Source organism: Pseudobacteroides sp. (assembly GCF_036567765.1).
Lineage (GTDB): Bacteria > Bacillota > Clostridia > Acetivibrionales > DSM-2933 > Pseudobacteroides.
The window spans coordinates 96079-111201 of record NZ_DATCTU010000032.1 but is presented as its reverse complement, the minus strand read 5'-3'; the positions used below and the strand labels follow the sequence as shown (position 1 = coordinate 111201).

19 protein-coding genes are annotated in these 15123 nt (G+C 37.5%); 2 read left to right on the top strand and 17 right to left on the bottom strand.

Annotated elements, in window-relative coordinates; translation table 11 throughout:
* Nucleotides 1-158 precede the first annotated feature (158 nt).
* From VIO64_RS05070 to VIO64_RS05050, 5 genes are all read right to left on the bottom strand, one after another.
* Nucleotides 159-392, bottom strand: coding sequence for a dockerin type I domain-containing protein (locus VIO64_RS05070; RefSeq protein WP_331915813.1), 234 nt, complete (start codon nucleotides 390-392; stop codon nucleotides 159-161).
* Between the two features lie 160 nt (nucleotides 393-552).
* Nucleotides 553-1533 (bottom strand): glycoside hydrolase family 9 protein, encoded by a 981-nt coding sequence (locus VIO64_RS05065; protein WP_331915974.1) that lies wholly within the window; start codon nucleotides 1531-1533, stop codon nucleotides 553-555.
* A gap of 41 nt (nucleotides 1534-1574) precedes the next feature.
* On the bottom strand, nucleotides 1575-1994 hold the full coding sequence (locus VIO64_RS05060) for a universal stress protein (RefSeq protein WP_331915811.1): 420 nt from the start codon (nucleotides 1992-1994) through the stop codon (nucleotides 1575-1577).
* 9 nt (nucleotides 1995-2003) lie between these two features.
* A complete protein-coding gene (locus tag VIO64_RS05055; protein ID WP_331915809.1) occupies nucleotides 2004-2672 on the bottom strand; it encodes a TrkA family potassium uptake protein in 669 nt (222 codons plus the stop codon).
* A gap of 1 nt (nucleotide 2673) precedes the next feature.
* Entirely contained in the window at nucleotides 2674-3078 is a 405-nt protein-coding gene (locus VIO64_RS05050; RefSeq protein WP_331915807.1) for a potassium channel family protein, read from the bottom strand.
* Nucleotides 3079-3362: 284 nt separating this feature from the next.
* Here VIO64_RS05050 and VIO64_RS05045 point away from each other — a divergent pair, with 284 nt between their 5' ends.
* Both VIO64_RS05045 and VIO64_RS05040 read left to right on the top strand, forming a co-directional pair.
* Complete coding sequence (locus tag VIO64_RS05045) at nucleotides 3363-3842, top strand: cation:proton antiporter regulatory subunit (RefSeq protein ID WP_331915805.1); 480 nt, start codon at nucleotides 3363-3365, stop codon at nucleotides 3840-3842.
* A gap of 46 nt (nucleotides 3843-3888) precedes the next feature.
* On the top strand, nucleotides 3889-5550 hold the full coding sequence (locus VIO64_RS05040; protein ID WP_331915803.1) for a cation:proton antiporter: 1662 nt from the start codon (nucleotides 3889-3891) through the stop codon (nucleotides 5548-5550).
* A gap of 24 nt (nucleotides 5551-5574) precedes the next feature.
* Here the strand turns inward: VIO64_RS05040 and VIO64_RS05035 are convergent, their stop codons facing one another.
* The 12 genes from VIO64_RS05035 to VIO64_RS04980 all read right to left on the bottom strand — a co-directional run bounded on the left by VIO64_RS05035 (nucleotide 5575) and on the right by VIO64_RS04980 (nucleotide 15123).
* Nucleotides 5575-5799, bottom strand: a complete 225-nt coding sequence (locus VIO64_RS05035) for a hypothetical protein (protein WP_331915801.1) — start codon at nucleotides 5797-5799, stop codon at nucleotides 5575-5577.
* Nucleotides 5800-5808: 9 nt separating this feature from the next.
* The gene (locus VIO64_RS05030) at nucleotides 5809-6414 is read right to left on the bottom strand and encodes a DUF6115 domain-containing protein (protein ID WP_331915799.1); all 606 of its coding nucleotides are present in this window, start codon (nucleotides 6412-6414) and stop codon (nucleotides 5809-5811) included.
* A 72-nt stretch (nucleotides 6415-6486) separates the two neighbouring features.
* Nucleotides 6487-6771, bottom strand: a complete 285-nt coding sequence (locus tag VIO64_RS05025) for a hypothetical protein (RefSeq protein WP_331915797.1) — start codon at nucleotides 6769-6771, stop codon at nucleotides 6487-6489.
* 30 nt (nucleotides 6772-6801) lie between these two features.
* Complete coding sequence (locus VIO64_RS05020; protein WP_331915795.1) at nucleotides 6802-8430, bottom strand: FapA family protein; 1629 nt, start codon at nucleotides 8428-8430, stop codon at nucleotides 6802-6804.
* 61 nt (nucleotides 8431-8491) lie between these two features.
* Nucleotides 8492-9262 (bottom strand): FliA/WhiG family RNA polymerase sigma factor, encoded by a 771-nt coding sequence (locus VIO64_RS05015; RefSeq protein ID WP_331915793.1) that lies wholly within the window; start codon nucleotides 9260-9262, stop codon nucleotides 8492-8494.
* A 66-nt stretch (nucleotides 9263-9328) separates the two neighbouring features.
* Nucleotides 9329-9634: a hypothetical protein gene (locus VIO64_RS05010; RefSeq protein ID WP_331915791.1), complete on the bottom strand. Its 306-nt coding sequence runs from the start codon at nucleotides 9632-9634 to the stop codon at nucleotides 9329-9331.
* 34 nt (nucleotides 9635-9668) lie between these two features.
* Nucleotides 9669-10154 (bottom strand): chemotaxis protein CheD, encoded by a 486-nt coding sequence (locus VIO64_RS05005; RefSeq protein ID WP_331915789.1) that lies wholly within the window; start codon nucleotides 10152-10154, stop codon nucleotides 9669-9671.
* Complete coding sequence (locus VIO64_RS05000; RefSeq protein ID WP_331915787.1) at nucleotides 10154-10774, bottom strand: chemotaxis protein CheC; 621 nt, start codon at nucleotides 10772-10774, stop codon at nucleotides 10154-10156. The genes VIO64_RS05005 and VIO64_RS05000 overlap by 1 nt, the downstream gene beginning before the upstream one ends.
* Nucleotides 10775-10791: 17 nt before the next feature.
* Entirely contained in the window at nucleotides 10792-11244 is a 453-nt protein-coding gene (locus VIO64_RS04995) for a chemotaxis protein CheW (RefSeq protein ID WP_331915785.1), read from the bottom strand.
* A gap of 24 nt (nucleotides 11245-11268) precedes the next feature.
* Nucleotides 11269-13335, bottom strand: a complete 2067-nt coding sequence (locus VIO64_RS04990; RefSeq protein ID WP_331915783.1) for a chemotaxis protein CheA — start codon at nucleotides 13333-13335, stop codon at nucleotides 11269-11271.
* Nucleotides 13336-13340: 5 nt separating this feature from the next.
* Entirely contained in the window at nucleotides 13341-14432 is a 1092-nt protein-coding gene (locus VIO64_RS04985; RefSeq protein WP_331915781.1) for a chemotaxis response regulator protein-glutamate methylesterase, read from the bottom strand.
* Nucleotides 14433-14436: 4 nt separating this feature from the next.
* Nucleotides 14437-15123 carry a flagellar brake protein gene (locus VIO64_RS04980; RefSeq protein WP_331915779.1) on the bottom strand — a complete coding sequence of 229 codons (687 nt, stop codon included), beginning with the start codon at nucleotides 15121-15123 and terminating at the stop codon, nucleotides 14437-14439.

Genomic DNA, 15123 nt, shown 5'->3' with positions numbered 1-15123 from the left:
ATTGATACAACATATAAATCTCACTTTTTAGCACCAGGACATGAACAAAATCGCTTTATACCTGAAATATAGATTAATCATATCATACTATATTTCGGAATATAAAGCGATTGCTAAACCGGTAATATCTGTATGTCAATTAAGAATACTCACCTGATTTAATATGTGTAGCCAAATTTTAATGCAAGCTTCATAATATCCGCCATATTTATGGCTCCGTCATTGGTGAGATCACACCTTGGATCATATTTTTCTTGATTTATTGCTTTTATAATTAACATAACATCTGCCATATTGATAGCACCCATCCTGATTGATGTCTTCAAGAACTTGTACAGGCTTACTGGTTGGTGTACTGGTTGGCTGAACAGGAAGTACGCTTCCAAATTCATCGAGATAATATGTAACCTATGCAAGCGGTGCGTTATAGCTTATAACCGGTTCATTGGTGTCCCATGAATCCACATGATCAGTGTAACACGCCTAGGATGGGATAACCTTATTTGGACTACATCCGCCTAAACCATCCATATCACGTCTTCCAGAGTTGGGTCATGATACCAAAAATCCCGGTGGAACTGATGGATAGTTGGAATTCTTCTGCGGGCAGGAGAAACAAATGTATTTTGAATCTTTAAGCAGATCGTATGCATATGCCATAACAATGGTTTCATTCATTACAAGCCCGTTTGAACCCCAGGGATATCTTGTTGCAGTCTCGATATAACCATCAAATTCACTTGTATTTGTAGATTCAGCTAGTGGAATACCATAACCTTCATTAGCTTGTACAGCCAGGAATGTATCAGCTGCCTTTTTGATACTTTCTACAATTTCCGGGAATTCTGCGGATTTATGTAAGGCAAGGGTAAGAGTACCCAATCCACCCGTAGCACACCAATCAAAGGACCCGGCTATTCCGCTTAATTCACCTGTCAATATAACAGGCATTTGCAAGCTTCCTTTGTAGCCCTTTAAATCTTTAAGGTATTCCTTTTTCCCAGTTGTCACATACATCTCACATGCTGCCCAATAGAAATCATCTTCTACATAATTGTCGCCATATGTTTTACTTCCCTGCTCCTGACCATATGGGGCAAACACTGCAGGATTTTTCTTGGCTGCAGCATAAGCTGTTTCTGCTGAAGCCAGGCATGTAGATGAAAAGCGTGAATCTATATCCTTCCAGATGCGTGAAGCCTGTGCTGCACACGCTGCAAGGTTTAGTGTTGCAGCTGTTGATGGAGGGTAATATATTCGCTTTTCCTTAGTTTCATCCATCAAATCGCTTATGCTGTTTTCACTTTCAGGAATATTTAATTTACCATCAGTAAACTGTGCATCACGCCCTGATTTAAGGGAATGCTCATATTGGTTTTGGAGAATCCAAAGTGCCAGGCCACCGTGAACAACATACTTTCCGTGATCTCCTGCGTCATACCAACCGCCTGAAGCAGTGATTGCCGAAGGTCCATTATAGTTTCTTCCTGCAACAAGCATAGCAGTATCATCAGTATGTCCCGCAGGTCTTATACTTTTAACCTAGCTATTTTATAGCTTTATATAAAAATTCATTATACAATAGTTTTGGAATTAAAAAGCCAAACACTGCATTTTGCACGTTGGTATACACTAGAGGCCATATTTGAAAAAATACGGAGCTTCTGATTATCTTGAGCTATTGCTATAACATCGACTTTTAAATCCTCAGCAGTCATCAAAATAGAATCCTCAGCAGCACGGGAATATATAATTGAAGTGCTGATAGCAGCACCGTATTTTTCTGCGATCTTGTTTGCAACATCTATGGCAAGCCTGGCATATTCGACTTTTTCCGGCATTTCAGCATGCAGAGGCAAACTTCTCGGCACCTCTATAACATATATAACAGTAATCTCCAAACCCGTTACCCCTTGAGTAGAGCATATAAAGTCAACAATTTCCTCGCTCGGCTTTTTACCATCTATCGGTATAAGTATTTTTTTATACGTCATTGTATATACCTACACCTCCGAATCGCCCAACAATATTTTCCTTAAATTCTCCTGTTCTTTTTGAGTAGAAATTGCTATCACCATATCTTTAGGGTTTAACACCGTTTCTGCTTTTGCAAAAAGCACATCCCTTCCTCTTAGTACTAATGCTATTACGCACTCATAGGGAAGTGAAATTTCACCAAGGCACTTGCCCACCGCCGGAGAGTCCTCTTCAAGCTCTGCTTCCAAAAGAACCATCTCGTTATGGTTAAACGTGAGAAGCGTGGTTAACTGCTGCTTCGCCACATATCTTTCAATGGCTTCCGCAATATAGGATGTACCGCTTATTGTTGTGCTGACACCCAACTCTTTAAATATCCTTTCACTTTTGGGATTTGATATCCTTGCAACTGCTTTAGGAATATTAAAATATTTTTTACCTAACTGGCAAATAACAAGATTATCTTCATCATCGCTTGTCGCAGCAACAATAACATCTGCACGGGCACAGCCTGCTTTTTCCAATCCTTCAATGGAAGAACCGGATGCATACATAACGCATTCTCCAAGTTCATATTTAAGTCTTTCAGCTTTATTAAAATCCCAGTCTACAAGAGTAACTTCGTATTTTTTTTCAATTAGGGTCTTTGCAAGGTAGAACCCTACCTGCCCACCTCCAACTATTACAACATACATATCAATTCACCCCCAAAAGTCCTATATAACTTGAACAGCTTACTTCTGTCGGGCAGTAGCATGTAAGCCCGATTTCCTCCTGATAAAACTTTTTGCTTTTAGGATCAACTATCCTTACAACTACCTTAGGAACCTTATACAGAAACTTTGCAATCTGTCCTACCATTATATTGGTATTATCCCCTTTTGCGACAGAAATCAGTGCATCTGCCTCTTCAATCCCTGCATTTATAAGTACATCCTCGTCCGTTCCGGTTCCTACAATCATTCTTCCCCCGAAATTGTTTAGAAGCTTATCAAAAGCAAGCGGATTACGGTCTATAAGGCAAACATCGTTTCCGGCATTAAATAATTCAATGGCCATTTTGCTGCCCACTCTTCCACACCCAACAATAATTATTTTCATTGCCAATACCTGCCTTTTCCAATTAATAAATTTGAAATCGAATATATTTTTTGATAAAATTAATAAAAATAATAATAGATTAAAAGTGATAAATCTATTACATTTGTCTGTCGCAAATCCCGTTGAACCATTCGTTATTTGCTCCGCCAAATGTAAGATTATTAACACTTTTAATATAGATAAACTTAAAATTTTATTTATTAATACTATTTTATACCTATAAAAAAGAACTGTAAAGCAAATATTACGCAGCAATGGAAATTACAATTTCAGGAGGAATTAAAATGTCCTTTTTCAGCGAAACAAACCTCCCAGGCATAGGAAAGAAAATAAATTGCGTCACTCATTCCAAAGAAAAGGTATCCTTAATACTGCATAACGACGGAAAAAGGGAGCTTTACATTATGGATAAAAATAACGAACCTCTCGCAGGTATTTCTTTGCTTGATGAAGAAGCAAGAAGGTTCGGTGCCTTTTTGTCGGGAGAAGTTTTTAAGCCTAAATCATTAGAAAGTCTCGAAATTGCAATGGAGAAAATAAAAATAGACTGGTTCAGGCTTGAAAGCGATTCACCTGTGATAGGAAAGAGGATCGGTGGACTTGGATTAAGAAAAAAAACCCAAGTTTCAATAATCGCTATCTTAAAAGAAGATACATATATTACAAATCCCAGCTCCGACTACATTTTTACTGAAGGGGATACCTGTGTTGTACTTGGTGATCCCAAAAACTTCCCTGAATTTTTAAACATAATAAGAGCTTAAAAAATCACAAAGCTATATAACAAGTCATACACATAAAAGGAGATTTATGGAACACAATATTCTTTTTGAGCTTGGTATAATAATGTTTTTTGGATTCTTTGCTGCAGTTGTAATGAAAAAACTCGGTCAATCGGTTATTGCAGGATATATGGCAGTAGGATTGATTGTAGGTCCTAAGGCACTTGGACTCATTAAAGACACTGAGCTCCTTTCCACCTTATCAGAGCTTGGAATTGTGCTTTTAATGTTCTTCCTAGGCCTTGAGTTTTCCATAAACAAATTCAAAAGAATTAAAAATTCTGTGTTTTTCATAGGAACCTATGAGGTTATATTAAATCTTATTGTTGGTTTTATAATCGGTACCTTGCTGGGATTCGCTTTTAAAGAGAGGTTGTTTTTAACATGCATCATTGCCCTAAGCAGCAGTGGTGTTGTAGCAAAGCTTTTGTTTGATATGAAAAGAACTGCTTCTAAAGAGTCTGAAATATTGATGGGGGTAATGGTATTTGAAGACTTCTTCGCCATATTGATACTAGGAATACTGTCGAGCTTTACAGCAGCGGGTAAGACTCAAATTCCTTTGACAGACATTTCCCTATCCATGCTGAAAGCTTTAGGATTTTATGCTTTGTTTATAATATTGGGAATTGTATTCATCAACAAAATCATCGATATGATGACCAAAATTGACTCACAAGAGCTTTTTACTGCACTTATGATTGGTCTTATTTTACTCACAGGATCACTGGCCTTACATATGGGGCTTGCTTCGGCAGCAGGTGCCTTCCTTTTGGGAATGCTTATTGTCAGCTATGATGTTGAGGAAAGACTCCACCGCACTGTGTCCGCTTTCAAGGATATATTTATAATTATATTTTTTATTTCTTTCGGAACGCTGCTGGATTTTCGGCAAATTCCCGATACGCTCCCTCTCATACTCATAATTGTACCCTTATCCATACTGTCGGAAATAGTTATATCCTCATCAGCGGCTTTCTTCAGCGGCTTCTCAGCGTCTAGTTCAATATCTATAGGATCAAGCATGATAGCAAGAGGAGAGTATTCAATGATCTATGCTTACCTTGGATACAGCACCGGTGCTATTTCTGAAAGCTTATATCAGTTTACCGGGGTTTACGTTTTTACCATGACGCTTATAGCCCCTGTGTTGATGAAAAATTCTGTCAAAACAAAGGCCGTTATTTCCTTTATAATGCCTAGGTTTTTAAAATACGGAACCAAGCTGGTATCCACAACATTAAAGCCCATGCTTCTTCCTGAGGAATCCGGCATCACTTATGAAAAAACTTACAGGTTTCTTACCCATTTTACTATATTCGTTGCACTTGTATTCATAACAATTATTGCCTCCGTAATGTTTAAAGGGTTATTGATAATACCCCTTATCCTTGTGCTGGTGGAATTAGTGCTAATATACAGAATGAGAACTTTTTTGTCCCAAAAAATAAAAAAGATAGAAGAGCAAATCAACTATCACGAGATACATCAAGGCCCTTACAACCTTGACTACATTATAAGATTTATTTCCAACCTTTTTACGGCTTTCCTTACCATAATAGCATTGGGAACAGCCCTCTGGAGCTTCGGATACATAATACTTGTAACGCTTATGATTCTTTTTATCATTTACCTTTTAATAGTTTGTGCTTATGTTTACACATTATCCCAGAGCAAAGTACTTAAGTGATTTAATTATTAAAAAAACAGTGCTTTAGTATGCACTGTTTTTTATATCATATCCTGGCAGAACCTTTTTTATTTCCGGTTTGTTCACAGACTTGACCATACCTAGTTTTTCCGCCCGGCTAATTATTTCTTCATTGCTGATTGTGTTTTTGGTATCATTTCCTGCCAAATATATAATACTGATAAGAGAAGTGATTATTATCCCTATTCCCATTCCAAGCAATATACTCTTTATACTAAAGCTTATCATTACAACCTCCTATACTTTAACTGTTCCATTCTCCATACTCATTCCTAATATCAGTTGAATTTCTCCCTTACCTATGTTTAGCTTTTTTGCTATTTCCGTCTCACCCAAACCGCTTTCGGAAAGACTGATTACTTCTCTGTATCTGCTGCCTCCCACAGCTCTTACTTTAGGCTTTGCATTCCTTAAAGTGTTGAATTCCTCCGTAAAATTTTTGAGCTGTATGGCCTGGATACCTATTACTTCACGGCAGTTTCCATTGTTTTTATTATCACTGGAAGCCTTTATTGTTTCATTCTTAATATGCTCATTCTTTATATGCTCGCTTTGCTCTGCTGCCACTAATTTAATTTCTTTGATCTTTTCATCAGCGGATATTAAAGTATCTTTTAATTCATTTGATTTTGAATCCATATTATCCAATATGTACCCTGAAATACTGTTCAGCTCTTCAATCATTTCCTCTGCATCTTTTATTACAACCAATAACTCGGCTTTTTTATTGTCCACACCTTTGGAGTAATCATATGCTTTTTTTCTATCATAAAGTATCAACACAAAGGAAATCACTACCAATATTATCCCAATAAAAATAACACTTATATAAAACTGTATCACAAATCACTTCCCCCTCTCCTAAAATTAAAGCAAGAACAGGTTCTACCATTTATGAGAATTACAGAAGACCTTTTATAACCTAATATCTATGGTGCTATTCTTATCTTTGTCTTTGTCTTTATCTTTATATTTTTTGCTTTCCTTTTTATTTTTCTTTTCCTTGTGGTCTCTGATTTGTGGACCTGAAGCTTTTTCCTTCGAATGAACGGTCTTAACTTCACTCTCTGCCTTATGCTGCAAATTTTCTGCATTGTTCTGATTCATGCTCAAATTCTTTTGGTGATTATCATTTACCGTTTTTGATACCTCGCTTGTTTTTGGTATCATGACCTGAAAGTCTATGGGTTTTATGGACATACAAACCACTCCTTACTCTTCAGCTAGATCCTATCTGTCATAAGGGCAAATCCTTATATCTGCTCCATCCCTGTATAATGTACAATACTGCAGGTTCTCTTTCACATACATTAAACAAGACCCTATAGCGACTTTGGTTCCACTGTAAACTGTAGCCGATGCTTTTATCTTTCCCTGGGACTCCTGCTGCAATCTCTCTTCTATCTGTGCAATTTCAACTTTTATTTCTTCAATTCTGTTTGAATAGTGCACTTTGGTTCTTATACTCTTTGCCATTAATTCCTGTTTTTCAGGTGAAAGTCCTCCGGCACTTTCAAGTTTCTTTAATATTGTAATAGCCTGATCAGCTTTTTTTATGTCAGTTTCAATTGTGGTGAATTCATCTTTCAATGCCTTATAACGTTCCCTTAAAGTAGGATCAACTCCAACCTCAAGCTCTGTCACTGTTGCCATTGTTGAGCCTATAACTTTGGCATGGATAAGCTTCCCAACCTTGGCAACCCCGCCTACAAGAAGCCCTTTCTTACCTAAAAGCTCCAGCTTCTCTCCGCATTTTATACTGCTGTGCATAATGGCCTCAGCCTTGATTTCATTTCTAGCCTCAATAATACTATGCTCAATATATTTAGCTATAATATCCCCGCCGCTTTTTAGATATCCCTTACCCATTCCCTGCATTCCCCGTCTTAGAATGATATCTCCTCCGGCTTTTATGGATGCTCCTTCAACAACACCCCACACTTCTACATTACCGCCAGCCTCAATTGAAAATCCTGAAAGAACATTTCCCCTAACTACTACGTTTCCTATAAAATTTATATTCCCTGTCGTAGTATCTACATCGGCATGAACCTCATAGATAGAAAACACATTTACTTTCCCATCAATGTAACATACCTGACCGTCTATACCCGCATATAACGTTTTTCCATCCTCAGAAACTTCTATATTTCTCCCTCTAGGTAATACCGCAGGCTTACCGTTTAAAGCCGGAATATCATATCCCATTACGGTCTTTCCTGCCTTACCTGCTACCGGGGGCAAGAGGGAACACAAAGCTTTTCCTTTTTCAACACTCTCAATAAGGTTAAGCTCCCTGTAATCCACCCTTCCATCCTCTAATATAGCTGGCTTTCTATCACTGCTTGTGTCAAAATAAAACTCCACCTTGCCGTTCTGTCCGTTTACAGGCTGGGTTCCCTGTGCAATAAGAATCTGCTCATTAAAGACGGGATACCTCAAAATATTGTCCAGCACCTCGCTGCTTACGCCGGATACAACACAATTTTGCCTTAAGATTTCAACTACTTCCCCCGCATTAAGCATCCTGCCTCCCTCAGGTGGAGTAAATGTAATATATGCTTTCATCTTATCGGGAGATACAACTACTGAAGCAGTTGAATCAACTTTGGCCTCTTGCTGGCTTTCAGCTATTTTGACAGGCACCCTGTCTGATTTTAAAACTGCCAGCTCAATAGCACCTTTGGAGAAATTCTTGACCTGCTTTCTATTTAGCTTATCTAGAATTTCCCAGGTTTCCACTTTCTTGCCTTTTCCAACGGGAGGATTTACTACAATGTAAACTCCATCCTCTTTGTATATTAACTCGTAGAACCCATCATTCAATTTAGAACCACTCTGCATTTTTAAATCATTCATAAGTCAGCCTGCCCTCCTTTTTACAAATTGTATTGTTAACTTGTATTGTCGACAAAATCTTTTAATCCTTTAATATTGATCTGTGTCGAGCTAATTTTCCTCTAAGCCTCAATATCGCTTTTGTGTGCAGCTGCGATATCCTTGACTCCGACACTTTCATAATTGAACTTATTTCCTTTAGTGTCAATTCATCAAAATAATACAGCGATATGACCTTTTTTTCCTTGTCCGGCAGCTTGCTTATGGCATCACTTAATATCTCCTTCAATTCATTGATCTCTATGTATGTCTCAGGTTTGTCTTCAGTTCTAGAATAGGGGTGGTCCACACCTATTTCATAGTTCTGCTCAAGAAAATCCTCCAAAGATACCATAGAAGAAACACTTACATCATTTAACAGCTTATAAAAATCATCCATGGAAATACCCAGTTTTTCAGCTACTTCCTTGTCTGAAGCCGAATGCCCCAGTTGATTTTCTATTTCGAAATAAACCCTTTCAAGTTCTTTATTTTTTTGCCTTAATGATCTGGGTACCCAATCCATTTCGCGTATACTGTCAATTATTGAGCCTCTTATTCTTAAAGATGCATATGTTTCAAACTTGACACCCTTACTTAAATCAAATTTCTCAATAGCATCAATGAGCCCGAAAACACCAAAACCCATAAGATCGTCATATTCCACATTGGATCCAAAGTATATGCTCAATCTTCCTGCGACGTATTTGATAAGGTGAGCATACTCAATAATGAGTTTCTCCCTAATAACAGGGTCTTTGTTTTCACTGTACTGCTTCCATAAATCGATTTGTTTGACATTTGCAGATAACATCAAAATCCCCCATTACTAATAAAATTTAGTATTGCTATAGTAAACCGCTTTAAGTTAAAACAAATTTTATTCATCAACTGTGAAATCAATATCATGTGCACTTGAATCCGATACCTCTTGGTTATCCAAACCATCCGGTTCCATGTCTTTGTCTTTTTCCTTCTCCATCTCCTCCCTTCTTTTAACAATCTCTTCGTGAATGCTATAAAAAACACTTCTTATAAATGTTCCAATAATGTAAAACACAATTAGTGCAATTGTCATCTTGATGCATGTCTGTTTCAAATCATCTTTAGCCGTATAACTTATTGCACCTATAACTATAGCCATGATTGCACTTATTATAAATGGAAATCTTTGGATATAGTCCATCAGGATTCCTCACAATCAAATAGATAGAATTAATCTAAATATAACTTACACCAAACCCTACAGTCTTTATCATCAATTTGCCGTCATCAGAATATAGTTCTATAGTCCGTCCGTGATTTCCGCCAACATCCTCAGAAATAATCGGTATATTTAATTTTGCCAGCATTTCCTTTGAAGCTTCCACATTCCTAAGTCCAATGCGAATAGAATCACTGGAATCGGTGAAATTAAACATTTGTGCCCCCCCAGCAAGCTTGGCTTTAATAAACTTCCTATTAGCCCCCAACCTAACCATATCCTCCACAAGTTTAATAATAGCTGTATCTGCAAATTTAGCATCATTAATCACATCTTTAGCAATCTTGCTTGTCGGCAGCATAATATGTGCTAAACCTATTATTTTAGTTGAAGGATCAAATAAAGCTATCCCTACGCACGAACCTAAACCAAGTGTTATTAGGATACTAGGGTGGCTGGTTGCCTTATAATCTGCCATGCCTACTTTTATATTTTCATGCATCAGATTATTACTCCTAAAGTCTTTAATAGTGTTTCATAAGAACCAATATCAGGTATCAGAAAGAAATCACCTATTACTTTGTTGTCACCTTCGTTAAACTCTGATTCAATATAGAGAACAGATTCACCCAGCTTACCGAATTCAATAGCAGGAACACTTAATATGGCACCTGCCATATCAATGGCCACATCCGGAACACTGCATAAAATCTTAAGGTTTGTCAACATGGATAGTGCTCCGACATATGATCCGGTCATTATGTTGCCAAGCTCCTTTATTGCAGACATTTCAATCTCATCAAAATCCTCGCTTGTGCTTTCTTTAAACCCAAACAGCATATTAACAAGTAAACGTGCAGACTTTTTATCAAGCATAAAAAGAATGTTGCCTGTAATGTCTCCGGTCATACCCAAAAGTATTCCTATTACAGGATCCTCAGGAGCATTCAGCATGTCTGAGATTTTCTTAAATTCAAGAATTTTTACCTTTGGAACCGCCATGTCTATTTTTCTGTTAATCATTTTTGCCAAAGCAGAAACAGCATTGCCTGCCCCTATATTCCCAATTTCACGGAGCACATCCAATTGTATGTTGTTTAATTCACTAAAATTAATAGTCATATTTTTACTCCTTGCAGCTATTCTTTGACAGAAATGTTAACCAGCTTCTCTATATTTAAAAGAGTTATAACTCTATCATCGACTTTACCTGCTCCAAGGACATTCTCCATTAACCCTTCCTTAGCAAGGCTTGTTGTACTTTCAATTTGTTCCTCATTGATATGGATAACTTCTTTAACCTCGTCCACAATTATGCCCATCTGTATTTCTTCGAATTTAACAATTATTATCCTTGTTTCCTCAGTCTCCTCAGAAATGGGAAGTCCGAACCTTTCCCTAAGATCCATAATGGGAACTATGTCACCCCTTAGATTAATAACACCCTTTACATATTGGGGAGTTTTGGGAACCCTTGTTATAGGTATCATCTTTTCAATTGTGTTTACTATTTGAATATCAAGGCCATACTCTTCATTGGAAAGTACAAAGACAACGAACTGCATAGTATTTAATGCCACTGCTTCATTCATCTATAACACTCCTTTCACTACTTACTACACTGCAAGAGAGTTAACATCCAAAATAAGTGCAACATTTCCATCTCCAAGTATTGTTGCTCCGGCTATGGTTTTGATTCCACCCAATAGCTTTCCTAATGACTTGATAACAATTTCATGCTGTCCAATAAGGTTATCAACCAAAAATCCTGAGAGTTTTTCACCCTTCTTTACAACCACTACAGTCAAAAGCTTGTTTTGCTTTTCACTTGGGGGAACATCCAGGCAGTCTCCAATCCTTATTATTGGAACAATTGTATTTCTTAGAAGTATAATTTCCTGTTTCTGAACTTGCTTTATGTCTTCTGGTTTAACCTTGATTATTTCCCTTATTGTATTTAACGGGAGTGCATATTTTTCATTATTTATCTGCACAAGCAGAGCCTGAATAATTGCCAGAGTAAGAGGAAGTCTTATTATAAATTTACTGCCCCTTCCGGCTTCCGTATCAACCTCTACCATGCCCCCTAACGTTTCAATCTTGGTTTTTACCACATCAAGCCCAACTCCTCGGCCTGACAAGTCAGTAATTTTGTCGGTGGTACTGAAGCTTGGTTTGAAAAGGAAGTCTATAATATCCTTTTGTGAAAGATTTTTTGCGGCATCCTTATTTACAAATCCTTTGTCTATAGCCTTTTTCTTCACTCTTTCCAGGTCTATTCCTTTTCCGTCATCCTCAACCTCGATAACAACGTTATTTCCATCCTGATATGCCCTTAAGTTTATGTGTCCCGCATCAGGCTTACCCATCTCTTTTCTTTTATCAAGAGACTCTATTCCATGGTCTGCTGAATTTCTCAGCAAATGTATAAGCGGATCTCCTATTTCGTCTATTACAGTTCTATCCAGCTCGGTATCTTCGCCCGACATATTAAGAACTATTTCCTTGTTAAGGCTTCTGGATATATCCCTTAGCATTCTTGGGAATCTGTTGAATACAGTTTCAATAGGAACCATTCTTACTTTCATTACCGCGTCATGAAGGTTTGTTGTGACCCTTTCAAAGTATTCAATAACTTCATTGTAATTCTGAGTTCTTTCTATCTCGTCCAAGCCTTCAAGCCTGGTCTTAATTATAATAAGCTCACTTACAAGATTCATAAGGACATCAAGTCTGTCAATATCAACTCTTACTGTTTTTCCTGTCTTCAAATTGTTTTTTGAGGCCTGTCCTTTTTGTTGATCGGCTGATTCATTATCATTGTTTTGGCTTTCTTCTTCAGATTCCTCACTTACTTTTTCCTGGACTTCACAATTAATTTCGTGAACAGTTCCCTGGGTATCATTTGAATGAACAGTTGTTATTATGACTTCATCAACTTCCGATATTGATGTCAATTCTTTATGGAATGTTTCTAAGTCCCTTCTGGTTATGACCATTACAGTAAATTCAAAGTCAAATTTTTCATCCTCAATATCCTCAACTCTTGGCTCCGACTTAATTATTTCAGCATGACGCTCTAGAGTCTGGAATATTATGAAAGCTCTCGCAGATTTTAAGACACAGCCCTTATTTAGCACAACTACAATTTTAAAAACATTCATGTTCATTTCAATAGCTTTGTTAATAAGGTTCTGCTCATACTGGTTCAATTTAAATTTGGAAGTAATGTGCTCAATACTTGACTCTGTACTGCCAATAATTTCCTGACTTTCAGCCTTAACCTCTACGTTGCCGTTCTTCTTATTCAAAATGTTATCAAGGCCTTTAATTATTTCGGAATATTCGGTATTACCCTCTGTTCCTTTGGTAACCACTTCATTTACGTAGTTCTCCAATGCATCAAGGCACCTGAATAATAGATCTACCAGGTTGGTATTAACTTTGATTTCATTATTACGAAGTGCGTGCAGAACATTTTCCATATCATGGGTTAACTTGGCCATTTTACCGAAACCCATTGTTCCAGCCATGCCTTTAAGAGTATGTGCTACTCTAAATATTTCATTCAAAATCGGCACATCCTGAGGATTCTTTTCAAGCTGCAGCAAACTTTGATTCAGCCCCTGCAGGTGCTCCTTTGATTCCTCAATAAATATTTCCAGATACTGGCTCATATCCATCGTTACTACACCCCCACTATCTCATTAATCTTTTTCGTGATCATTTCAAGCGGTACAACTTCATCAACTATTCCCAATTCAACTGCAACCTTAGGCATACCGTATACAATACAAGTCTTTTCGTCCTGTGCAATTATATATCCGTTGTTTTCCTCTTTTAATCTTCTTGCTCCCTCACTGCCATCACTGCCCATGCCGGTCATAATAATTCCTACAATATTCGCAAGACCCGTCTCGCTTAAAGACTCCATCATAACCGTTGCAGACGGTCTGTGTGCACCATATGGCGGGTCTTTAGTCAACTTTATTGTTAAGCTTTTATCCCTTGCTAGAGCTATTTTCATATGATAATCTCCAGGTGCTATATAAACCACCCCTGGCCTGACCATCTCGTTATCTTCCGCTTCCTTAACCCTTACATTGCTTAGGGAATCCAGCCTTTCTGCAAGTGACTTGGTAAAACCCGGCGGCATATGCTGAACTACAAGAAAGGCTGCCGGTATGTCGCCTGGCAGTTGAGGGATTACATCCCTTAGTGCTTTAGGTCCCCCTGTAGATATTCCGATAGCCACAATTTTTTTTAAATGCGAGCCTTGATTGTTTCCTTTATTGAGACCCTTTTGATGCTCATAATGATTCTTGACTTCAAGAATCTCTCTATGTGCTCTAGATGTATTATTTTTCAACTTTGCAATTACCTTTACTTTTTCAATCAACTCATTTCTCTTATTAAGGGAGTTCATATGAAATATGTTGGAAGGCTTTGTGATAAAATCAATTGCTCCATGCTCCAAAGCATTTATTGTTGCCTCGGCACCTTCCTTTGTATGGCTGCTTAGCATTATGACAGGTATACTGCAGACATTTGAAAGCTCTTTAAGGCAGGTAAGACCGTCCATAACAGGCATTTCAACGTCCAAAGTTATTATATCAGGCTTTAAGTTAACAGCCTTTTCAATTGCTTCCTTTCCGTTCCTAGCAGTATCGATGGTCTTTATATCCCCATCGCTATCTAAAATATCTGATATAACCCTTCTCATAAAAGCCGAGTCATCTACCACCAGTACCCTAATTACGGATTCATTTTTTATAGACATAGCTCTATATCAATCCCTTTTTCCTTAGTTTTCTTTGCTCTTCAAAAATAAAACTGATTATAGCATCCCTCGACCTATTATCTATGTTGTAAAATTCTACTCCTGCTTCATATTTGTTCTTGCCTTCGGACTCGGTTTTTGAGCTTCTTACTATTGTTCCGTAAAACTTAATGGTCTTATTTTCCGATAACTGAAGTTCACATTCTATATATTTCCCCTTCTCAATACCCTCAACGAGAGCTAAACAAGTTCCTCCCCCGCTTATATCCCTTGTAAGTCCATTGGAGAATTTACTCTTTGGCACAGCGGTGTTATTTATCATCTCAACTTCCCTGCATTTTATATCTAATACACAATCAAACCTAAAAAATTGTCTTCTTTGGATTTTTTCAATATCATTTTCAATATTTAATTTATATATCGGTAAACCCTCCTTGATAAGTCTCTCTATTAGAGTTGCCTTTACTTTATAAAACTCACTTTTACAATTTATATAAAGATTCATACTTGTTCCGCTATGAACAGTCAAATATCTTCCTTCATGTATGGGAGCAGCCACGCAGATCACTTTTTCCCCTTCTGACCATTCAAACTCGCTTATATATAGTTTGTTCGGATCTATTCCCGCCATTGAAAAATCTAATAGTTCAATTTCCAACTTAGTCCCGGGATTTAACTCGGCAGCTTTCAT